Here is a 21,684-nt window from a genome sequence, read left to right on the forward strand (position 1 = left end):
TTACAAGCTCTGCAACCATCACGTGAATTAAGATTTTCCAGCTTTGGCGGCCAGCTCCTTGCCCAGCTTGTCGATTTTATTAAAGGCGTCTTCAATCGATTGCTGGCCGAAGGAGACGGCATCCATTTCTTTTTTGTACGTATCCACCCATTCCGAAAATCCAGCAGCAGGTGAATAAAACGGCAGCGCTTTATCCACCGACATATCATAAATCTCCTTGCCCAGCAAATCCTTGGCTTCAAGCGTCGGCTCAAGCGCCTTGAATATTTCCGGATTAATCGGCAGTCCGCGCGTCAAGCCAAGTGCTTTGCCCGCCTCCTGATCCGTTATAAACCATTTCACAAACTTCTTCGCTTCCTCCTTGTTTTTTGAATTGGCGCTTACGCTGAGAAAAATCGTCGATTGCGCCCAGCCGCCGCCAACTGGTCCCGTCTGCAAATTGACAACGCCCAGCTTGCCAGGCATCAGCTGCTCCAGTGCGCTTACGGAGCCAGTCGTCGCGCCTCGCGTCAGCACTACGCCTGAAGCCATAGGGTCGGCTTGCGGGTCATTTTCCAGGAAAGAAGCGGCTAGCTCTGCTGGTGGAACGATTTTATTTTTGCGGAAATCGTCATAAATGCCATAAAAAGTCATGAACAGCTCCTTGTCGAGCGTGAACGTTTTGCCGCCGTCCGACATAATGGGCGGTTTGCCCATCGCCGTCTGGTAATAGTTGAAGCCATCCCAGGTCGATGTATCACCAATCGGATATTTGCCCTCCGGCAGCTTGGCACGAGCATCCCTCGCCCACTGAAAAAACGCATCATATGTCCAATCCTTATGCGGCAGCGGGATGCCGAGCTGCTCCAGCTCTGTTTTGTTGTAGGCGAAGCCTTGCGCGTTCTGGCTGAGCGGGATTCCATACAGCTTGCCGTCTATTTGCAAATTTTTCAGCACATTCGGGTCCACTATCCCGCTGAGGTCAATGTCGGATAAATCCTCCAGTTGGCCTCTGGACACGTATTCCTGAATGTAAGCCGCATCCATTTGCAGCACGTCGGTAATCGACTTGGAGGCTGCCAGTGTCGGAAGCTTCTGCCAATAAGCATCCCAGGCCATAAATTCCGGCTTGAATTTCACGTTTGTAAATTGCTGAGAATAGATGTCCAGCGCTTTTTTCGTTGCTTCATGACGGGCATCCGAGCCCCACCACATAATGCTGAGCGTCGTCGCTGCCCCGCCTGCTTCCCCAGCCGCCGCTGTCTCCGTTGCCGAGCTTGGCTCCGCGCCCTGATTGCCTCCACCGCTCCCGCTATTGCCGCTGCATGCGGTCATTGTCAGCACCACAGCGAGCGTCAGCACCGCCCAGCCTTTGCTTTTCAGCCACCTTTTTCCCATTATCAGCTCATCCCCTTCAAATGAAATATCTTTTTCTATAAGCGATTTTCACAAAAGCCGTTACCCTTTGAGTCCTGTTGTAGCAATACCTTCTACAAAGTGCTTTTGGGCCAGAAAAAAGATGAGAACGGAAGGCATAATTGACAGCAGCGACATCGCAAGCAGCTGCCCCCATTGAATATCAAACTGGTCGATGAACATGCGCAGCGCAAGGCCGACCGTGAACTTCTCAACCGAGCTTAAATACAGCACCTGCGCAAAAAAATCGTCCCAGCTCCAAATAAAGGTGAAAATCCCCACGGTCACCAGCGCTGGCTTAATGAGCGGAAAAATAATTCGCAGAAAAATGCCGTAGACGGAAGCTCCGTCGATTTTGGCCGCCTCATCAAGATCACGCGGGATACCACGAATAAACTGCACCAGCAAAAAAATAAAGAAGGCGCCGCCCCCGAAAAAATGCGGCAGCACAAGTGGAACGTAGCTGTCGACCAGCCCCAGCTTATTGAACAAAATGTATTGCGGCACGACCGTTACCTGGCCCGGCAGCATCATCGTCAGCAGCAAAATCGAAAACCAGAAGCCTTTAAGCCCGAAGTACAAGCGGCCAAAGCCATAAGCTACAATCGCCGCCGTCAAGACGCCGCCTGCCACATTGCCAAGTTCCATCAGCAGCGTATTGCCGAAAAAGTGAGCAAATGTATATTCGCCGGAGAAACGCCAGCCCTTGCTGTAATTTTCCCACATCGGAATGGAGGGCCAGATCGTCGGCAGGCTCAGCTCGGACGTTTTTTTGAGCGAAGCGCCCACCCACCAAATGACGGGATAAATCATGATGAAGGAAAACAGCGCCAGAAAGATATGATCGAAACCTTTTGCACCCAGCCTTCTCATTTCGCTTTCCCTCCATCCGACTCGTAAAATACCCAATAGCGGGAAGCGGCAAAGTTAATAATGGTCAGCAGCGCTACGATAACGAGCAGAATCCAGGCCAGTGCAGAGGCATAGCCCATCTGGTAATGCTTGAACGCTTTTTCATAGAGGAACATGGCGTACATGTAGGTTGAGTTGATCGGCCCGCCCTTCGTAATAATGTAGGCTGACGTAAACGTTTGAAAGGAACCAATAATGCCAAGCACCAGGTTGAAAAACATAACGGGAGAGAGCATGGGGAGTGTAATGCTAATAAATTTTCGCGTTTTGCCCGCTCCGTCGACCGAGGCGGATTCGTACAGCTCCTGCGGAATTTGCTTAAGCCCGGCCAGGAAGATAACCATGGTGGAGCCGAACTGCCACGTATTGAGCAGGATGAGCGTAGCCAGCGACGTATCGGGATTGGATATCCAGGCGACGCCTTGAATGCCAAACCAGCCAAGCACCTGATTCACATACCCGTCTAGGCTGAACATGTTGCGCCACAATGCCGCTACTGCAATACTGCCGCCGATGAGCGACGGAAAATAAATCGCGGTGCGATAAATATTCATGCCGCGCAAGCTTTTATTCAGCGCCATTGCTACCATAAGCGAGAAAAACAGCTTGAGCGGCACGGAGAACAGCACGAACATAAATGTAACTTTTAACGACGTGGTGAATGTGGAATCATTCGTAAAAATGTTGACATAGTTGTCCATCCCGGTCCACTCGGGCGCTTCAAGCAGCGAATACTCCGTAAAGGATAAATAAAATGACTGGGCAATCGGCCACAATGTCAGCAGTAAAAACCCTAGCAGCCATGGCGAAATAAACACGTAACCAGCCAAATGTGTAATCCGGTTATCTTTACGCTTCACCCCATTTCTCCCCTCCCTTTGCTTATTCGAGTCAAATGCTTGCCTGAGTCAGTTGCTTTTTGTCTAGCCTTACTTTATACGAAAACGCTTTCATAAATGAAGGAGACAATTTTATGAAATGGTTGGTTTTTTTTAGAGTCCGCTGTGTAAAACCTTAAAAACGTCGCATCGACAAATTTGCCGCTGCCTGCAACAATAAAACTATAGCTTGAACAGCTCTAATTTGAACTAATTACAGTAGCGGAAGAGGTGCTGCAAGATGAAGTTCGATAATCCGGAAGATATAAGACAATTGACCCCGCTTTGGGAGGGTGAGCGCTTTGAGAATGGCCGCCCTAAAGTAGATGAAGATATATTGCGCCGCATGCGAAAAATAACGCTGGAGGAAGCATGGGGCCCGCTGTGGAATCGCGGCTATACGTTTCAATTCGAAGGAGAGTTCAAAATCATGCATCCCGAGCAGGTGATGGTCGGGCGTGCGGTTACTGCGGTCATGGTGCCCAAGCGGCCTGACCTGCATGAAACGTTGCTTGATTACGGACATGAGCAGGAGGATCGCCACGGCTTTTTCAACCAATGGGTCATTGATTCGCTAGTGGAGGACGATGTGGTCGTCGTCGATATGTTTGATAAAATTCATAGCGGCACTTACGTTGGCGGCAATTTATCTACGGCGATTGCCACTCGCACGAAGCGCGGCGGCGCCGTGATCTGGGGCGGTATCCGCGATAATCAGCAGGTGAAGGAAATCGGCGGCATTAACGTCTATTATCGGGGCAGCGATCCGACGGCGATTGCCGATGTGACGATGGTTGGAATGAATGTGCCGACACGCATTGGCAAGGCGATCTGTATGCCTGGGGATGTCGTGCTAGGCACGCCTGCGGGGGTTATTTTTATTCCGCCGCATTTGGCTGAGCTGACCGTTGTGCAGGCGGAGAAGTCGCAGGTGCGCGACGTATTCGGCTTCATTCGCCTTAAGCAGCAGGTGTATTCAACGGCACAAATAGATGCTGCGTGGAATACGGCCCTATGGCAGGATTTCATCGACTGGTTCAATAGCGATGACGCCGCAGCGGAATATCGGCATTTGCGCTGGGACGATGAGCTTGAGGATGCGAAGAAGAGAGAGCATGATGGGCCGCGGAGCGATGTGCGTCTGTAGAACGCAAAAGGAGGTTAGGAAAATTTTCCTGACCTTTTCGCATTTTTCAATTAACCCTTTTTAGGAATCCGTTTAATCAGTCTATCATTGTTGTCGTAGACCAGAACGCATAAATCTTTGAATTCTCCCTTCAATTCGAAGTACATTTTAATAGCCTCATCCTTTGACATTGCTTCTCCAAATCGCTCATTTTTGTATGCAATATAGTATTTTGTCATAAACAAATACTGACAATTTTCTACATTTTTATCAATTTTCTATTTTCACCGGACAACCATTAGGATAATTGGCGCAGCCTTCTGAGATATAAATGAGAACGATACTTTCGTTTAGCAAATTCCGGTTTCTTATTTTGCATGGTATAATCATGTTGAATGGAGCTGATTTGGGATGAACGAGTTGCTTGATCCTCGTAATGATTTCGTCTTTAAGCGCATTTTTGGCAGTGAAGAAAATAAAGATGTATTGCTTGCCTTTTTGAATCGCACTTTTGCAGAGTCAAACGAACCTCCGCTAACTGAAATTGTACTTTTGAACCCCTATACGGATAAGGATGCCCCATTGGACAAACAGTCTATTTTTGATATCTGGGCCAAAACATCTGAGGGTAAGCTGATGTGTGACTATTAATATATTGAATTATTCCTTCCTGTCTAATGATCGTTATCATAACGTGTTCCATTTGCGGGAAGACCATACCGGTCTCGCCTTAACGGATGATATTGAAGTTCACTTTATGGAGCTTTCCAAGCTAAATGATCAATTACTGCCTCATAAGGGCGGCTTAATCAATTGGCTGTTATTTCTGAAAGGTGCCGATAAATCAAATTGGGAGGTGCTAAAGATGAATGAACCGACACTAGGCAAAGCGATGGATACCTTGGAATTTCTAAGTCAGGATGGGGAGGCTCGCCGTTTGTATGAGGAGCGGCAGAAATTTTTGCACGATGAGGCTTCCATGATTGAATGGGCTACGGAAAAGGGTATGAAACAAGGCGAACGCCAAAAAGCGATTGAAATCGCCAAAAACATGCTGGCCTTGGGCATCGAAATTCCGCTCATCGCCAAAGCAAGCGGCCTGTCTGAAACGGAAGTTAAAGCGTTATAGCTGGAGCTGTCTATCATTCAGTAAATAATCATGCTGCTAGACTGTCCATAGCACAGAGGGAGCCCGCCATTGCGTGGGCTCCCTCTTCCTTTATGCATCCGATCTAATGCCCCGCTGACTCGCGGTACTCGCTTGGAGACAAGCCGACCCGCTTTTTGAAAATTTGGCTAAAATAGCGCGAATCCTGATAGCCGACCTTTTCCGCCACCTCGTAGTTTTTAAAATGCGTCGACTTGAGCATCGCTTTCGCCTTGTCGATTCGGATATCGGTCAAATGCTCGATGAACGTTTTGCCAGTATTGGTCTTGAACAGCAGGCTCAAATAGGTTGGCGTCATGTACACCTTCTCCGCCACGCTTTGCAGCGAAACATGCTGGCATTCCTGCTCCATATAATACATCGTTTTTTTAATGATGCTGCGATGGCTCTCACCCTGGTAGGGCGCTACCGCTTTCCACAAGCCTGTGACAAACTCGCTGACACAGCGAACCAATTCATGAAGCGTTTTCATTTTCAAAATGGATAAAATTTCATAAGGTTTATTAGCTGCAGCGGTATCCGTATCAGCTAGCACTCTTCGCTCCATCCCCACGAGCAAACGCAGCGTCAGCTCATACATATGTGAAATATCAATCGGCCCGCCCCTCATCACACTGCGATAAAACGCCTTTACCGCCTCTTCAAGCTGCCCCTCCGACGTCGCCGCCTTGCAGCCATCAAACAGCTCCTTCTCCATATGCTCCGGATATTCCTGAAGCAGCACATAAGCGCGAAGCTCGCTAAAATAAATGATTTCGCCAATGCCCTGATAAAATTGATGCTGGAGCGCCTGCCCCGCCTGTTCATAGGAATGCTTTACTTCGTGCAAATAGCCACAGGGCTTCCCTACACCAATCGTAATCGGATCGGAAAACTGCTCACCCAGCATCGCCTGCACATTATCGAGCATCTTCTTCGACACCCAGGAAAACAGCAGCACGAGCCGATGCTCCTCATCTAAAAAAAGAACACTTCCCGCCGGAATGCGCGGCTGCAAATATTCCCTTATTTTCTCCATATAGCCGAGCCGGTCATGCTCCTGATGAAAATAGGCCGCTGGTGCAAGCATGGCTACAGCCGGATACGTAAAATATGGATTTACATTCAGCTTCACCAGCTGCTCCTTCACATTCGCCTTTCCACTGCCGCTGACTCTGTCCAACACCAGCTCCTGCAGCAAACGATCCCTCATCCAGGTCAGCATATAATCGTCCTTCAGCCATTTTTCTTCTTTCACCATGCTCCATTTCCCCTTTAAATTGAAAGGTTAACAAGCAAGCTGCCCCTCGTCTTAAGTCACGGCCTAGTCCAGATGAATGATTTTGTAAGCGTGCATATGATCGATAAACGCCCGCTCAGCCGCTGCAACATCCCCTTTGCGCAGCACGTCAATTAGTACAGTATGGTAATCTGCCAGCCCTAGAGTCGTGTAATGCCGATTGGAAATCGCCATAAACCGCATAAGCTTCGTCTTCATATCCTTCCATAACGTCAAAATAGCCCCATTATCACATTTGCGGTAGAAAAAACCATGAAAATCCATGTCCAGCTCCAATATGCTAAGTATATCGTTTTGCTTAACCGCTTGGTCCATCTGCTCAATAATGCCAGCCAGCTCGGAGAAATCCTGCTCCGTAAGCAGCGGCATTGACTGCCTAACCGCGAAGCCTTCAATCATTTCCCGCAGCACGAACAAATCCTTGATTTCCTTCGCCGTTATGTTGGAGACCACCGAGCCTTTGTTCGGAACACCAATAATGAGCCCTTCTTGCTTGAGCCGTTCAAGCGCCTCTCTTACAGGAGCCTGGCTGATCTGGAATTGTCCGGCGATTTCCAGTACAATAAGGCGGGCACCCGGTTGAAGCTCGCCAGCCAAAATCTCTTTCTTCAGCTTCATATATACATGTGTACTTATAGAATGAATGGGCACGATTGCTGGATTTTCTGACACATAAACACGTCCCTGTTTCAAATTATCGATTATCGTTAATCTATACACTTCCCATTATATCGGCTCATTTCCAGCTTCACAACCCAATTTTGGAAATAAGACCGAAACAGCCTTTGCAATAGCTTTTACTTCTAACTTCCCCTAAAGTATGAGAAGCTGGCCTAAAGGGGATATTGCAAGAAAAGGAGGAACTTCCCACATGCTTAAAAAAATCACTTCATTGATCCTTGCTTCGTTTCTCGTTATAAGTGCGAGTTCCTGCGGCAGCACGGTCGATCGTACCAACAGCGGGAACGGCAGCCATTCCGGCTCTAATCAACCAGCCACTGCCTCGACGCCAACCCCTTCCGCCACAGAATCGGCAGCAGCAGCCATTCCAACTATAGCGCCTACGCCTACGCCAACGGCGACGGCAGCGACGGACCCTATTAAACAAGAAATGGCCAGCATGTCGGTCGATGAGAAAATCGGACAGCTCGTGCTCGTTGGCCTTGAAGGCACGACCATACAAGCTGATGCTATCGAAATGATGAATACCTATCATGTAGGCGGCTTTATTTTGTACAAAAGAAATATTACGGACGCTTCGCAGACGCTGGCCCTGCTGAACGAGCTTAAAAAACAAAATAAAAAAAATCCCGTCCCGCTGTGGCTGAGCATCGATCAGGAAGGGGGAACGGTGAGCCGGATGCCCCAGGATTTCGTAAAAATTCCTTCCGCACAGTCTATTGGCAGCAAAAACAAACCACAATACGCCTACGGAATAGGTGAAGCTATTGGCGCCGAGCTGTATTCCATAGGGTTTAATATGGATTTTGCCCCTGTGCTCGATATTAACAGCAACCCGGACAATCCGGTCATTGGCAACCGGGCGTTTGGCTCCACAGCGGAAAGCGTCATAACGAGCGGCATTGAGACGATGAAGGGCATACAGGCGGGACATGTCGTGCCTGTCGTTAAGCATTTTCCCGGCCATGGGGATACGTCGGTCGATTCGCATCTGGATTTGCCGGTGGTAGACAAAAGCTTGAAGCAATTAGAGCAGTTCGAGCTTCTTCCCTTTAAGGAAGCGATTAAGCAGCAAGCTCCTGCTGTCATGATCGGACATTTGCTTATTCCGGCTATCGACAAGCAATACCCTGCTTCCTTGTCCAAGACGATCATTACTGAGCTTTTACGGGACAAGCTCGGGTTTACGGGTGTTGTGATTACGGATGATATGACGATGCTTGGCATTACGAAGCATTTTGGCATTCAGGATGCGGCGGTCAAAGCCGTTCAAGCGGGCAACGATATTATTCTTGTTGGACATGATGCCAAGCAGCAGATCGCCGTGCTGAAGGCGCTAAAAAAAGCGGTCAAAGCAGGCGACATCTCTATGCAAGCGCTCGATGACAGCGTTTATCGGATCATTCATCTCAAAAGCGCCTTTACACTAAAAGATGAGCTCATCACCCGCGTCAACGTCGATGCGGTCAACCGTCAAATTAAAAAAGCGCTGAACGCTTCTAAATAGAAGCAGTCAGCGCTTTTTTCGTTGTTCAAATAAATGCCTGGCATAGATTACACTGGCGACATATAACGGCCATAGCTGAGATCGAGCTCGGAAAACTTGCCATCCTTCTCCGAAAGGAACGACACATTTTCCCCTTCCGCCCCCATCCATTTAACCCCAAGAACGATACCATCAGCCGTCTTCGCAGCGAATAAGAAGGAAAACATTTCCGGCACGACCTCCCCGCCATCATCCACACGCCAAGTCGAGCTTTCATTAAACACAGCCGGATAGTCTTGGAAAACGAAGCCGTCTGTAGTCTGCAGCGCCAGGCTCGCCAGCATATCCTTGCCCTGACGCTCGAACTGCACCAGATACAAGATATTCCCCTCGTCCCCTATTTCCTCAAGCGGCCATAGCTTCTCCACGCTGCGGTTCTTGCTCTTGGCGATTGCCGACAACACCTCATCTGCTGCCTGCCCGTTTCGCTTTCCAGTTACGGACAGCAGCATTTCCGGCTTTACCGACTGATCATCGATTAGAAAATACGTTTCATTCGGCTCCGCCTTGCCCTCCACGACCTCAAACAGCTGGCCCTGCTGGTTTGCAAAATTTTGCGCCGTTTGCCTGCCGTTATCGGCTTCGGAGGCCGTTTGCTCTGTTTTGTATTTAATTTTGAGCAATTGCCCATTGTGGCCAACCGCGAGATTGAAGCTCGACCACTGCTCGCCGCCCCCTTCAGTCGGGCTGACAAGCAGCTGTTTGCCCGCTTCATCGGCAAAGCCAAATGCTCCTTTGCCAAGCACGGCGGTATCCAGCAGCGGTGCGGCTGTTGGATCAGCTGCCGACCCAGCGACGGGCCCCTTCGTCGCCTCTCCACCACTACCTCCTCCATCTGCTGGAATCGTGACCGCTGGCGTCTCCAATCCCCCGCTCGTGGAGGCCGATGCTTCTCCAGATGGCTTAAGCTCTGAAGAGCATGCGCCTAAACATATCGTCAATATGAGTGAAATGATCAACAAACTGCTTTTTCTCATCCTAATCTACCCCTTTAAACAAATGATGCAACGTCTACAAACTTAAGACGAAGCAGCTATTCAAAAAGGTGCAGTCCGTAAGCAGTCGGTTTTAGATTTCGTTTATTTGGTTTGGCCTTGCGCTTCGTAATAATGGGCCACTTCAATGATCATTGCACCCATTCGTTCAATATCCGGCACGATATAACGTTGTACCCCGTTCAATTGCAGCGCCTCGGCGGTTACTTTGCCCACAGCTGCTGCTAGGACCTGCCCAGCGAATATTTCCAGAAGCTGCTGCTCAAGACCTATTTTTCTTGCATAGCGGAATAAATACTGCACTTGAACGGCAGTTGTAAAGCAGACCACGTCAACCTCGCCTGCCGTCAGCTCTTCCATGAGCTGAGTAAGTACGCTCACCTCGGGCGGAACATGTTTGTAGGGCAGCAGCGAAATAACCTCACCCGCTTTTTTCGCAGCAAAAAAACGTTCCAGCTCGGGCGAAGGCTCGCCATGCAGCTGAATGACGATACGCTGCCCGGCAAAATCAAATTCCTCCAGCTTGTCGATTAAATTTTGCACCGTGCCATCATCATCCGCCACAACGGCTTTCAAGCCTGCCCGCTTAAGATAAGCAGTCGTCTTATAACCTCTGGAAGCAATCGATGCCTGCGACAGCTGCTCCAAAAACGGCTCCTGTATATTCAGCTTTTCCGCATTGCTGGCAAGCGTCTCCGAGCCAATACCCGTCGTTAAAATAACCCAATCAGCACCCTCGACTGCAAACTGTCGCAGTGGCGCCTCCAACGTTTCCTCATCGAGCAATGTCATTCCCTGAAGCGAACGCACGACCGATGTCCCGCCCTGTTTTTCAATGATGGCGCTCATTTCCTCTGTCTTGCGAGATCCTGCTATGACCAATCTTTTCCCCTTCAATGCACCCATTCCCATGCTTGCCCCGTCACCATGCTTTCTCCAAATGTGTTTGTCATATATCTTAACACAAGCGGAAACAGCTGTCGCCATTTCAAGGTAGGCAAAACTTGTTTTACCCTTTAATAACTGCGGCACACATATAAAAAAACCGTTCTCTAAGCCAAGAACGGCGATTTCTTAACATCAATAAATTGTTCCAAAATAACGATAAATAGCGAAAAACAGAGAAAAACATCGAAAACTAGATATAACATATATTTCTTTATGTATGTTATAATTCCAATTGTCAATCAGGCGTCCACATTTTTGATCACATTTTAATTCCACTTTTAGGAGAAAAGAGGAAGTTGATGCAGGAAGCAATAGACACAGGCAGCATCTACAACGAGCTCCCCCTATTGATTACCGGATCTGGAAGCGTTACCGTCACTGAGCCCGACCGTTGCCCTGGAGGCAGCCCTGATTACAAAATCGTAAACTGCGTAGGAGGTACAGGCCGCCTTGTTTTTCAAGAACGGGAAATTCAGCTGAAGGAAGGCGTCGCCATTCTTTATTTTTCCCACACCGCTTCTATTTCCTGCGAAATTAGTGAAACGCTCAGCATCAAATATTTAACCTTTACCGGTTATTTGCTGCCAGCATTTCTGCAGGCGTTACATATCGCCAACCTTTCCGTATTTCGGCTGGATCCCGCTCCGCAAATGCTCATCGACGAAATTATTTTAAGCCAGCAATCCACCCGTCAGGAGCGTATTTTCACTGGATCAGCGCTCTTGTATATGCTGCTTATCAAGCTGAAGCTCTCCAAGGACCTTTACCTTGTTCCTGAACGCAAGGAGCATACACCGAAGCTGTCCAGCATCCTGACCTATATTAAGCAAAACTATCATCTCGACATTTCCCTATCTATGCTGGCCGGGCAGCTCTACATAACCGAGCAGCATTTGAATCGCATGTTCAAAAAAGAATATGCGATGACCCCGCTCGATTTTTTAACCCGCTACCGACTGCTCAAGGCAAAAGAAATGCTCATTCATGACGATTCCATGACAGCTCATGACATTGCCAAGGCGGTCGGTTTTAATAGTGCGAGTTATTTTGGCTCCGTTTTCAAAAAGCATGAAGGCTGCTCACCGATGGTGCTGCGCAAAAGCTACAAAGCTTCTAAATCAAATTCGGCGATTGAGGCAAGCCGCTGATCAAAATTCAAAAATTCCAAATCCCTCGTCACTTCATTCGGCACCACGATACAGCGGATGCCAGCCGCCTTCGCAGCTTTCAAACCATTTGGCGAGTCTTCAAAGACGATGGCTTCTGAGGCATCAATGCCAAGCCGTGCCAGCGTCAGCTCATACAGCTCCGGATCGGGCTTTACCCGCCCCACATCTTCAGAGGTGTGGATGACATCAAAGGCTTCAAAGATGCCGAGCTTCTTCAAATAACTATGAACCCAGTCCCTTGTAGAGCTCGAAGCAACCGCAAGGCGCAGATTTCGCTGCTTCACGCTCGCCAGCAGCTCCGCAACACCAGGCAATAGCCCGGCTTCGCCAATATAAACCGCATATTTTTGCTCAGAGAGCTCTTTAATATGGTCATGGTCAATCGGCGTTTGCAGCGCTTCCTCCAAATAATGGAAAGGATTGAATTCGTCGAAGTTTGTACCCACATTGCGGGACCATAGGCTTAGCGACAGCTCTACGCCATGCTCCTGATAAATGTCCCGAAAAGCATAATACCAAGGGGTCTCCGTATCCATAATCAAGCCGTCGAAATCAAAAATGATTGCTTTCAGACTCATCGCTGTCATCAGCTTCCTTTCCTGCTTTTACTTGCAGCTTACCTGGAGCCGACTCTTAGCTTGCAGCTGCCGCTGCTAAAATCGGCTTTCCTCGTTCGCCTCGGTGAGATGAACAAAGCTAAACTCGCTCGTGCTGCCGCTGCCTTTTGGCGATTGCGCAACGATGCCAACTTTCACTTCATCCGGCGTACGCATGCCGAAATAACGAATCAGCTTCCATTCCTCACCATCAGGCGAATAATAGAAGGACACGCAGTCCTCGACTTTATTGATTCGCAAATAAGGATTGTCCGACTGGATCTCTTCCGAGTTGCAATCATCTGACCAGCCATCCTTAGTGACGACCGAGACGATTGAGGCAGCCCGCCCATTAAATTCAAAGCATAATTTGCACCAATTGTCTTTATCGACGTACAGCATTAGGCATCCCGAGTCATACTGCTGCTTCATCTCCACCGTTAGCCTTGCCGTCAATTCGAAGGAGCGCTTGACCGGAGCATACAAGAATGGAGCGGAGCTGGCAAAATGCTTGCCTGATGGATCGCAGAAAAAATCCGCCTCCGGTGGTGCCTCAATAATAACGCCGCCCTGCTCTGTGAACTGCCACTGAGATGGTTCGTTAATCCATGCCAGTTTATCGCGTGTTTCATGGTTTAATACATTAATCATTAATTATCCCTCCGTAGCCATTTTCTGTATAACCATTCGACCTAATTGGCGAAAAACCTTCTTTTGTAAAAATATAAGAATTTATAAGTTTCCCCTTATAAATGGGCTTATATTTCTCGGACTGAAACGCGCAGCACCGCCGGAGGACGGCTTTCGGCCGTTTTTGCTTGCAATATAAGAATTTATAAGTTTTGCACTTCAAATAGGCTTATATTTCTCCGACAAAGCTCTTTACGTCCTGGAAGGACGACGAAGTCGTTTTTGCTTGCAAATGGTTATTAGACATGATGGTTCGCTTCCATAACCTGCTGTTGCCGGGAAGGAAGCGGGAGGAAAAATACGACAGCCATGAGCACCATATAAAGCGCAACAATGACGGTGAACAGCAGCTTTGGACTATAGTTATAGATGAGTCCCGTCAAATAACCAGAAGGTATAGCAATCAGTGTCATGACCGTCTGTACGGCCGAAAACATATCTGCTTTCTCATGCGTGCCGAGGCGATTCATCAGCAGCGCATCCCGGTACGTTTGCAAAATAAACGTACCTGCCGCCAATATAACAATCGTCAGCATGAGCAGCGGCACATTGCCGGAAGGAATAAAGAGCAGCAGCAAGGAGCCCGCGGTGCATAAGGTGATCGACAGACTCACGTATTTTTCATCCGAGCGCTGTTTCAGCCGAGGAATGACGACCAAATACAGCACCATGACCGTTACCGCAGTGACGACTGGAATGTAGGAAATCGTCCAATCACCGAAATGCAGCTCCTCTTTAAAAAACACGACCTGGAAAAAATTCAGCTGCAAAATAAAATTGGACAGCACCGTGATTAAAATAATCGGGAACAGCCGGCGAGTATAAAACGCTTTGCCGAATAGCCGCAGGCTGGCTCCCAAGCTTTTCAGCACCTTGGTTTGGCTATGTACCGCAATGAGCTCTTTGCCCGCCTCCGTCTCCTCCGTCAGCCGGTTCCTTACAATAAACATTATCGTCATCATTACGCCTCCGGCAAAATAAATGACGGCGAGCGTTTTCCCGATACCAAAATCGGCGATGACAAAACCCGCTAGCGGCGTAAGCACTCCAGCTGCGGTAATAATCATATTCATGATGCCAAATACTTTCGGTCGCTTTCGCTCCTCCACATCTTCAATAATGAGCAAATTGAACGACACGGTGACGAACTTGGATGTCGCATTTAATAGATAGGCAATCATAAACAGCCAGAAGCTTTGCGAGAACGCCCAAATAAACATCGGAACGCTCCAGGCTACAATATCAAAAATGAGCGAGGTGCGTTTTCGGCCCAGCTTATTCGTAATCGATCCGGCAAACAACTGAAATACAAAAGCAAAATACAGGTTAATGGAATTAATCAGTCCAATTTCAATATCGCTTAGTCCGGCATCCTTCATATAGAGCGGCGCATAAAACAAAACGATCGTTCCAGGAATCGCCCAGAGCGGCTCCAGAAAAATCGAATACCGCGGATTTTTTGGCAAATCGGCAAGCAGCTTCATCTTTAAGGCTCATCCCCTCTTCTTCATGCGTCATTGCTGCGCGGCGCCCCGTAAGCCTTTCGCCGCGCAGCCATAACGCCCTTGCCTTGCCCTACATTATGAAATAAGTGCTGTCTTCACGGAGGTCATCGCTCTTGGCGCGCCTGTACTCATGTCATAACCAATCGTTTCATTAAAAGCGCCTTCGTAGTCCTGCAGCTTTTTGGTTGAAGTGACCATGTTTTCGAGCTCCGGCATGCTCTGAGCAAACTTGAGCGCCGTGCTGATCATTTGATGAACCGCAACATCGCCAATGACATTGACACCGTTATTAATAAAATCAGTCGGCTTAAACGATACTTCATAGCTGTCGTCATAGCCCATTGGGATAATTCTGCCGCCTTTGCCGATCAGCTCAAGAGCAACATGCAGCTGATTGCCGACCGCATCAATAATAATATCGAATTTATGGCCATTGTTAATTTCGAGCACTTTCTCAAGCGTCAGCTCCTGAGGATGGAACACATAATCTGCAATGTTCGCAGCGAAGCTTTTACGATATTCATCCACCTCTGTACCAACGGTCAGGCGGCCCAGCCGCTTGCCAACGAGCTGGCACAAGGAACCGATTGCGCCGGAGCCAAGCACAAGCACCGAATCGCTAGGTTTAACGCGAGCTTTCAAGAAGCTGTTGAGCACGCAGCCAAGCGGCTCGACCATCATTGCCGCTTCCCAGCTCATCGTGTCAGGAATTTTGAACACATATCTTTCTTCGCCCGCGTAATATTCCGCGAAAGTGCCATGGATGGTCATGCCAACCTGATGATCCTCGAAATTTTCGCAATAGCAGTGCAGCCCCTCACGGCAATAGGAGCAAATGCCGCATGATTGGGTCGGATCGATGAGCACACGGTCGCCTACTTTAACGCTTCTTACTTTAGGACCAACCTCAACGACGGTTCCAACCCCTTCATGGCCGATAATCGTGCCAGAATTGGCCGGAATTTTTCCTTTTACAATGTTAAGGTCTGTTCCGCAAATACCTGATCCAAAAATTTTAACCTTGACGCCTGTCGGCGACACGATGGTCGGCTCCTCCATCTCCAGAAGTTCCACCTTGCGATAATCCTGATATACTAATGCTTTCATTAAATTGCCTCCTCTTTCTATTTGTGAATATTAGATTAAACAGCCGACTTGCTAGGCCTATGTTCTTGTTTGCTCCACTCCAGCAAAACTTCCTTAAGCGACTCTTGTACGAGCAGCAGCTCCGCCTCCGTATGCGCATCTGAGAAGACGAAGAAGCCTTTCGTAAAAATGCCCTGCTGAGCGAGCCGCTTCATCATATAAGCGCGGAACGGATCGCGGTAAAAGTCCTGCTCCGCCCGCGACCTCAGGCAGAAGCTCGCATAGGTACCGTGCAGTGCGAGCTCCTCTGTCAGCCCCAGCGCATCCAGCTGAGCCTGTAGCTCTGCCATCAGCTTCTCCGTACCGCCGCGCCAGCTTGGCCAGCTCGGTGCCGCCTGCATCAGCTTCTCGCAGGCAATAAGCGCTGCCAGCGCAATCGTCTCGCTCGAATGGGCGCTGCTGAACTTGACCTGCCCACATAGCCGCATAATCGGCTCTGATCCCAATACGACGCCCAGCGGCAGGCCATTGGCCAACCCCTTCGACAAGCAAAGAATATCCGGCCACAGCCCGTATTCGCCCGCGGTCGCCTGCTTGCCCATTCTTGCGCCCGACGTTACCTCGTCGAACACGATTAGAATGCTGTGTCGTGCGGCCAGCTCCATCACCTTGGCCAGCTCCTCGCGCTGCCACTCGCTCGGGCATAACACGATGCAGGCCAACTGGTCGCCATGCCGGCGCACCTCGTCTTCGATTCGCCGCAGGCTTGCATGCGGCACCCAAACGGTACTGCTGCGAATTTCCGCCGGAATCCCCATCGCTTCCGCGTCTCCGCCGTAATAGCCATAGGCCGACCAATCGCTCCAGCCATGGTAAGCCGTCGACATCACCTTCGGCCTGCGGGTGTAAGCTCTTGCCAGCCGGACTGCGCCGCTAACTGCATCGGCTCCGCCCTTGCAGAAGCGCAGTGCTGCATAACGCTGCTCGAAGCGGGCGAGTATAAGCTCCGCTGCCGTCAGCTCCACATCAGCGGGTACCGAGAAGCTTGTCCCTTTGGCGAGCTGCTTTACAATCGCCGCCTGCACTTCCTCGCGGGCATGTCCCCATGAGGCGGTGCCCATCGCCATCTCGCAATCGAGCCACTCATTGCCATCGATATCGATAAATCTGGATTGTTTGGCTTCTACGCAGCAGATGGCCGTTTCGCCGGGGAATAAGCGCTCTGGCGTCTTCGCCAGCGTGCTGCATCCGCTCGGAATCAATTGCTGCACGCGCTCCAACCATTGCAGGCTTTGGGTAAATACCGCCTGCTCCTCTCTCGTCTTCATGGTTTCTCCTCCATTTAGCGCGTTCTAGCGCACCTTTGTTCCTGGCCAGCAGCTTTCGTAAATCCGGTCGATGGAGATGACATTGCCGTAGAGGTCAATGATCAAATCCTGTGCCCGGTGGGCATGGCGCATTTCAATCCAGTAGCGATTTTCCAGCAGCCGCGTGAAGTTGTCTACGAGGAACAATAGACGGCTCCGGCTCTGAATGAGCTCCTTGCCCAGCACCTGCGGCAGCCAAATCGCCCCATTCGAGTTGAAACGGTTCGAATAGTCATACACTTCGGTGAGCGTAGCGAACTCTGCCTCGCGAAGCTGGCTCCAGAACATGTCCGCATCGCTGCGCACCTCAGCCAGATCGACGCCAATCATCGGCAGCGATGCAGATGCTGCGTCCTGCTGCTCCAGATGCGACTTCAAATGGTCAAACATGAACGGCCAAATATCGGCCTTAATGTCGCTGCCCCATTTTTTCCAGAAGCGGGCCAGATTGTTTTTGCGATTGAAGCTGCGGTGAATGCCGCTGCTGCGCTCCCAGTGATAGGCCAAAACTTCCGGGTTAATAACGATGTCATAGCCGGCTGCCCGCGCTCTCATCTGATAATCGAAATCCTCGTAGCCGTTGAAAAACTTCTCATCGAGCAGCCCCACCTTCTCATACACTTCGCGTTTCATGCCAAACATCGCGAATATGACGAGCTGTACGGAAAACGTCTGCTTCGGAATATCCATAGGGGAAGCGTTCAGGAAGAGATGACGGCCAATCGTATCCGCAAAGGCGATGCCGCAATGCTGAACGCCGCCTGTTTGCGGATACAGCAGCACGCCGCCTGCCATGCCGATTTCGTCGCTGCTGTCCAGCGTTTCGCTCATCAGCTGCTGCCAATTGTGATTCAAGATCGTGTCGGAATCGAGAAAATAAATATATTGCCCCTGTGCAATTTTTAGCGCGCTATTAATCGAAACGGCGCATCCAAGCGGATAGTCGTGCTGCAAAATCTCCACCGTCACGCCTTCCTTGCACTCTGACTGAAGCTTATCCAAATGCTGTCTGACTGCTGTGCCGGAACCGTCATTGATGAAGATAATCTGGGTGGATGGGCTTACTGTCCGCAGCAATGAATCCGTAAATAAGTTCAAAATGTTATAATCCTGGTTTACTGGCACAATAACTGTGTGTAGCATGTAATCTCCTCCACGTGATTTATAGTTTCAATTTCGTTCGACGCCAGCTGCCCTCCCTTTATCCCGACTCGACTCTATCTAATTTTGGAATTTATGACGTGTGACTGGAATAGAATCTGGTTACAGTGTATGTTTATGCACCTAACTGTGTAAATCTCAACATCTGAACTCTATTAAATTTTGAACCTGTTCACTAGATTGGTCGGTAAATTTGACAAGGGGTTTTAATTCGTTTTAACTAGAGATAACGGTTTTTTTAATATAAGAATTTATAAGTTTCACACTTATAAAACGGCTTATATTTCTCGGATTGAAACGCGCCGCGCCGCCAAAGGACGGCGAAAGCCTTTTCACCTTGGCTGAGAATCATTTCGCAAAATTCATATAGATCGGAGCTATTTCAACATGTATCGCCACTTGGAACAATGTGTACTCGATTTGGAGCAGAACGGACATCTCGTCCGGATAAAGGAAGAGGTCGACCCCCATTTGGAAATGGCGGCGATTCATATGAAGGTATTTGAAGCTGGCGGTCCCGCCCTATTGTTTGAAAATGTAAAGGGCTCCAAATTTCGAGCCGTATCGAATTTGTTCGGAACGGTTGAGCGGAGCAAATTTATGTTCCGCCATACATGGGAATCCGTCGAACGCGTCATGGATTTGCGCGGCGACCCCATGAAAGCGATGAAAAACCCGTTTGGACATATCGGAACGGGTCTCGCGGCATGGAAAGCGCTGCCGAAGCAAAGCTCGGGCAGCGTGCCAGTAGCGGCGCAGGAAATTCAAATTTCCGACCTGCCGCTCATTAAGCATTGGCCGGATGACGGCGGCGCTTTCGTGACGCTGCCTCAGGTGTTTACGGAGGAGCCGGGCAAGCCGGGACTCATGAAGGCGAATCTTGGCATGTACCGCGTTCAGCTTAGCGGTAATGATTATGAGCTGAATAAGGAAATTGGCGTCCATTACCAGATTCATCGTGGTATCGGCATTCATCAGGATATGGCGAATAAGCTGGGCAAGCCGCTGAAGGTCAGCATTTTCATTGGCGGTCCGCCAGCCCATACGCTGGCGGCTGTTATGCCGCTGCCAGAAGGCTTAAGCGAGATGACCTTTGCCGGCTTGCTGGCGGGACGCCGTTTCCGCTACAGCTACCGGGACGGCTTCGTGCTTAGCAATGACGCAGATTTCGTCATTACTGGGGAAATTCATCCCGGCGAGACGAAGCCGGAAGGTCCGTTTGGCGACCATCTGGGCTATTACAGTCTGACGCATCCGTTTCCGCTAATGAAGGTGCATAAAGTGTATGCAAAGCCCCATGCAATCTGGCCGTTTACCGTTGTCGGCAGGCCACCGCAGGAGGATACCGCCTTCGGAGCGCTTATCCATGAGCTTACGGGAGATGCGATCAAGCAGGAAATTCCCGGCGTGAAGGAAGTCCACGCCGTCGATGCAGCAGGCGTGCATCCGCTGCTGTTCGCGATTGGCAGCGAGCGGTATACACCGTATCAGCAGGTCAAGCGGCCAACGGAAATTTTGACGCTGGCGAACCGGATTTTGGGCACGGGGCAGCTTAGCCTGGCCAAATATTTATTTATTACGGCGGAGGACAAGCAGCCTGTAACGACGCATCATGAGGCGGAATTTCTCACCTATGTGCTGGAACGGCTGGAGCTGCGCCGCGATATTCATTTTTATACGAATACGACGATTGATACGCTCGATTATTCGGGGACGGGGCTTAATGAAGGCAGCAAGGTCGTTTTTGCCGCCTACGGAGAGAAGATTCGCGAGCTGTGCCGCGAAACGCCGGAGGCGCTGAAGGAACTGCGCGGATTTGAGAATGCACGTCTCGTTATGCCTGGCATCGTAGCGATTCAAGGGCCAGCTTTCACAAGCTATGCCGACGCGAAGGTCCTATTGCAGAGCTTGAGCGAAGCAATTGCCGAGAAGGGGCCGCTGCCGTCCTGCCCCATGATTATTTTATGCGACGACAGCACGTTTTTAAGCGCGAAGGTGGACAACTTCCTGTGGGCAACGTTTACCCGCAGCAACCCATCCCATGATATTTACGGGGTAAATAGCGGCTACGAACATAAGCACTGGGCCTGCGATAACGTTATTATTGATGCGCGGACGAAGCCGCATCAAGCTCCGCCGCTCATCGCCGATCCAGCGGTGGAGAAGCGAATTGAGCGCCTGTTCGCAGCCAGCGCAAGCCTTGGCGGACTTAAGCTTTAGACTAGACTGGTTGACTGCCGAATTATCAATAGACAAACAAAGGAGTACAGGCTCATGCGCCTGTACTCCTTTGTTTTGTTCATGATGCGTTGATTCGTTCGAACTATGCTTAAGATGCGATTGTATAAAATTAAGCAATGCACCTCCCCTGGCCTCGTCGCATGGAATGCGCTCGCGGCCGCCGCTTTATTTTTCCGCTGCTGAGTACTTTAATCTCGAATAATATAGCCTTGGCCGGGCTCAAGCTCCGCGAATCCAGCCATGTGGCGAGCTTGAAAGGCGACGGGACGATCGCTGCCCATGAGGACGATATTTTGCAAATCAGCTGATCCATCTGCTGGCAAAATGAACGCTTTCGTATAAGCAAAAACTTCCCCAAGCGTCGATTGAATGGCATGAATGAGCCTGTCTCTCTCCCCTCTGCCCATGAGATTCAAAAGGACTGCGCCACCCTCGCTCAGCTTGCTTCGAATCAAGTGAAAAAACGCCAGCGACACAAGCTGCTTCGGCGTCCCCTGTCTAGTGAAGGCATCAACAATAACATAATCGTAAGCGTAATCTGCTTCCCCTTCCAGCAAAGCACGCCCATCTCCAATGACGACATTATCCTGATTATAGCTAAAGTATGTCCGGCTCAGCTCTACGACTGTCTCATCTAGCTCGGCTACCTTGAACGTCTTATCTGCAAAATATCGTGCGATCGTACCGATGCCATGACCGATGAGAAAAACCTTTTCAAAAGCAGCTTGATTGCTTTCCATCAGATGAATGATCGCCCGTGGATATTCGAACAATATACGCTCCGGGCGTTCCAGATCAAGCGCCCCTTGCGTCGCATCTCCAGAAAATTGCAGGACGCGAAAGCTCCCTTTTTCACCGTCCAGCTCTGTCGTGTCGTAGACGGCAATTTCGTGATGAGCAGTCTTCTCTTCAAACCACACGCATCCTTTTTTATTCCCTAT

General features: G+C 49.7%; 18 protein-coding genes and 1 pseudogene. 5 read left to right on the forward strand and 14 right to left on the reverse strand.

What is annotated here, in order from left to right:
- Positions 1 to 27: 27 nt before the first annotated feature.
- Genes ACSR9A_RS14935 through ACSR9A_RS14945 form a run of 3 tightly spaced genes read right to left on the reverse strand, consistent with a single transcriptional unit; the run spans position 28 to position 3,167 of the window.
- Positions 28 to 1,377: an ABC transporter substrate-binding protein gene (locus ACSR9A_RS14935; RefSeq protein ID WP_473757930.1), complete on the reverse strand. Its 1,350-nt coding sequence runs from the start codon at positions 1,375 to 1,377 to the stop codon at positions 28 to 30.
- A gap of 60 nt (positions 1,378 to 1,437) precedes the next feature.
- Entirely contained in the window at positions 1,438 to 2,268 is an 831-nt protein-coding gene (locus tag ACSR9A_RS14940; RefSeq protein ID WP_341278565.1) for a carbohydrate ABC transporter permease, read from the reverse strand.
- Positions 2,265 to 3,167 (reverse strand): carbohydrate ABC transporter permease, encoded by a 903-nt coding sequence (locus ACSR9A_RS14945; protein WP_341278566.1) that lies wholly within the window; start codon positions 3,165 to 3,167, stop codon positions 2,265 to 2,267. The genes ACSR9A_RS14940 and ACSR9A_RS14945 overlap by 4 nt, the downstream gene beginning before the upstream one ends.
- A gap of 259 nt (positions 3,168 to 3,426) precedes the next feature.
- Here ACSR9A_RS14945 and ACSR9A_RS14950 point away from each other — a divergent pair, with 259 nt between their 5' ends.
- Positions 3,427 to 4,332 (forward strand): RraA family protein, encoded by a 906-nt coding sequence (locus tag ACSR9A_RS14950; protein WP_473757932.1) that lies wholly within the window; start codon positions 3,427 to 3,429, stop codon positions 4,330 to 4,332.
- Positions 4,333 to 4,722: 390 nt separating this feature from the next.
- Positions 4,723 to 5,440 (forward strand): annotated as a pseudogene (locus ACSR9A_RS14955) (Rpn family recombination-promoting nuclease/putative transposase).
- Positions 5,441 to 5,543: 103 nt separating this feature from the next.
- Here ACSR9A_RS14955 and ACSR9A_RS14960 read toward each other — a convergent pair.
- Both ACSR9A_RS14960 and ACSR9A_RS14965 read right to left on the reverse strand, forming a co-directional pair.
- On the reverse strand, positions 5,544 to 6,719 hold the full coding sequence (locus tag ACSR9A_RS14960) for a helix-turn-helix domain-containing protein (RefSeq protein ID WP_473757934.1): 1,176 nt from the start codon (positions 6,717 to 6,719) through the stop codon (positions 5,544 to 5,546).
- Between the two features lie 63 nt (positions 6,720 to 6,782).
- Entirely contained in the window at positions 6,783 to 7,430 is a 648-nt protein-coding gene (locus ACSR9A_RS14965; protein WP_473757935.1) for a GntR family transcriptional regulator, read from the reverse strand.
- A gap of 199 nt (positions 7,431 to 7,629) precedes the next feature.
- On the opposite strand from ACSR9A_RS14965, the gene nagZ reads away from it, so the two are divergent.
- A complete protein-coding gene (gene nagZ / locus ACSR9A_RS14970) occupies positions 7,630 to 8,946 on the forward strand; it encodes a beta-N-acetylhexosaminidase (RefSeq protein WP_473757936.1) in 1,317 nt (438 codons plus the stop codon).
- A 47-nt stretch (positions 8,947 to 8,993) separates the two neighbouring features.
- Here the strand turns inward: nagZ and ACSR9A_RS14975 are convergent, their stop codons facing one another.
- Both ACSR9A_RS14975 and ACSR9A_RS14980 read right to left on the reverse strand, forming a co-directional pair.
- Positions 8,994 to 9,962, reverse strand: coding sequence for a hypothetical protein (locus ACSR9A_RS14975; RefSeq protein WP_473757937.1), 969 nt, complete (start codon positions 9,960 to 9,962; stop codon positions 8,994 to 8,996).
- 102 nt (positions 9,963 to 10,064) lie between these two features.
- A complete protein-coding gene (locus ACSR9A_RS14980; RefSeq protein ID WP_473757938.1) occupies positions 10,065 to 10,892 on the reverse strand; it encodes a uroporphyrinogen-III synthase in 828 nt (275 codons plus the stop codon).
- 335 nt (positions 10,893 to 11,227) lie between these two features.
- Between ACSR9A_RS14980 and ACSR9A_RS14985 the strand changes: the two genes are divergently transcribed.
- On the forward strand, positions 11,228 to 12,076 hold the full coding sequence (locus ACSR9A_RS14985; RefSeq protein WP_473758021.1) for a helix-turn-helix transcriptional regulator: 849 nt from the start codon (positions 11,228 to 11,230) through the stop codon (positions 12,074 to 12,076).
- Here the strand turns inward: ACSR9A_RS14985 and ACSR9A_RS14990 are convergent.
- The 6 genes from ACSR9A_RS14990 to ACSR9A_RS15015 form a co-directional block, all read right to left on the reverse strand.
- The gene (locus tag ACSR9A_RS14990; RefSeq protein ID WP_473757939.1) at positions 12,031 to 12,684 is read right to left on the reverse strand and encodes an HAD family hydrolase; all 654 of its coding nucleotides are present in this window, start codon (positions 12,682 to 12,684) and stop codon (positions 12,031 to 12,033) included. The two genes, ACSR9A_RS14985 and ACSR9A_RS14990, sit on opposite strands and share 46 nt — an antisense overlap.
- Positions 12,685 to 12,750: 66 nt before the next feature.
- Complete coding sequence (locus ACSR9A_RS14995) at positions 12,751 to 13,344, reverse strand: DUF1349 domain-containing protein (protein WP_473757941.1); 594 nt, start codon at positions 13,342 to 13,344, stop codon at positions 12,751 to 12,753.
- A gap of 278 nt (positions 13,345 to 13,622) precedes the next feature.
- The gene (locus ACSR9A_RS15000; protein ID WP_341278576.1) at positions 13,623 to 14,867 is read right to left on the reverse strand and encodes an MFS transporter; all 1,245 of its coding nucleotides are present in this window, start codon (positions 14,865 to 14,867) and stop codon (positions 13,623 to 13,625) included.
- Positions 14,868 to 14,963: 96 nt separating this feature from the next.
- Positions 14,964 to 15,995: a zinc-dependent alcohol dehydrogenase gene (locus ACSR9A_RS15005; protein WP_341278577.1), complete on the reverse strand. Its 1,032-nt coding sequence runs from the start codon at positions 15,993 to 15,995 to the stop codon at positions 14,964 to 14,966.
- A 35-nt stretch (positions 15,996 to 16,030) separates the two neighbouring features.
- Positions 16,031 to 17,302 (reverse strand): aminotransferase class III-fold pyridoxal phosphate-dependent enzyme, encoded by a 1,272-nt coding sequence (locus ACSR9A_RS15010; protein WP_473757943.1) that lies wholly within the window; start codon positions 17,300 to 17,302, stop codon positions 16,031 to 16,033.
- A gap of 24 nt (positions 17,303 to 17,326) precedes the next feature.
- A complete protein-coding gene (locus tag ACSR9A_RS15015) occupies positions 17,327 to 18,484 on the reverse strand; it encodes a glycosyltransferase family 2 protein (RefSeq protein ID WP_056029856.1) in 1,158 nt (385 codons plus the stop codon).
- Between the two features lie 405 nt (positions 18,485 to 18,889).
- On the opposite strand from ACSR9A_RS15015, the gene ACSR9A_RS15020 reads away from it, so the two are divergent.
- On the forward strand, positions 18,890 to 20,722 hold the full coding sequence (locus ACSR9A_RS15020; RefSeq protein WP_473757945.1) for a UbiD family decarboxylase: 1,833 nt from the start codon (positions 18,890 to 18,892) through the stop codon (positions 20,720 to 20,722).
- Positions 20,723 to 20,931: 209 nt separating this feature from the next.
- Here ACSR9A_RS15020 and ACSR9A_RS15025 read toward each other — a convergent pair whose 3' ends face one another.
- Positions 20,932 to 21,663 carry a spermidine synthase gene (locus ACSR9A_RS15025; protein ID WP_473758022.1) on the reverse strand — a complete coding sequence of 244 codons (732 nt, stop codon included), beginning with the start codon at positions 21,661 to 21,663 and terminating at the stop codon, positions 20,932 to 20,934.
- Positions 21,664 to 21,684: the final 21 nt, after the last annotated feature.

The sequence above is a fragment of the Paenibacillus sp. R-74696 genome (assembly GCF_055814915.1).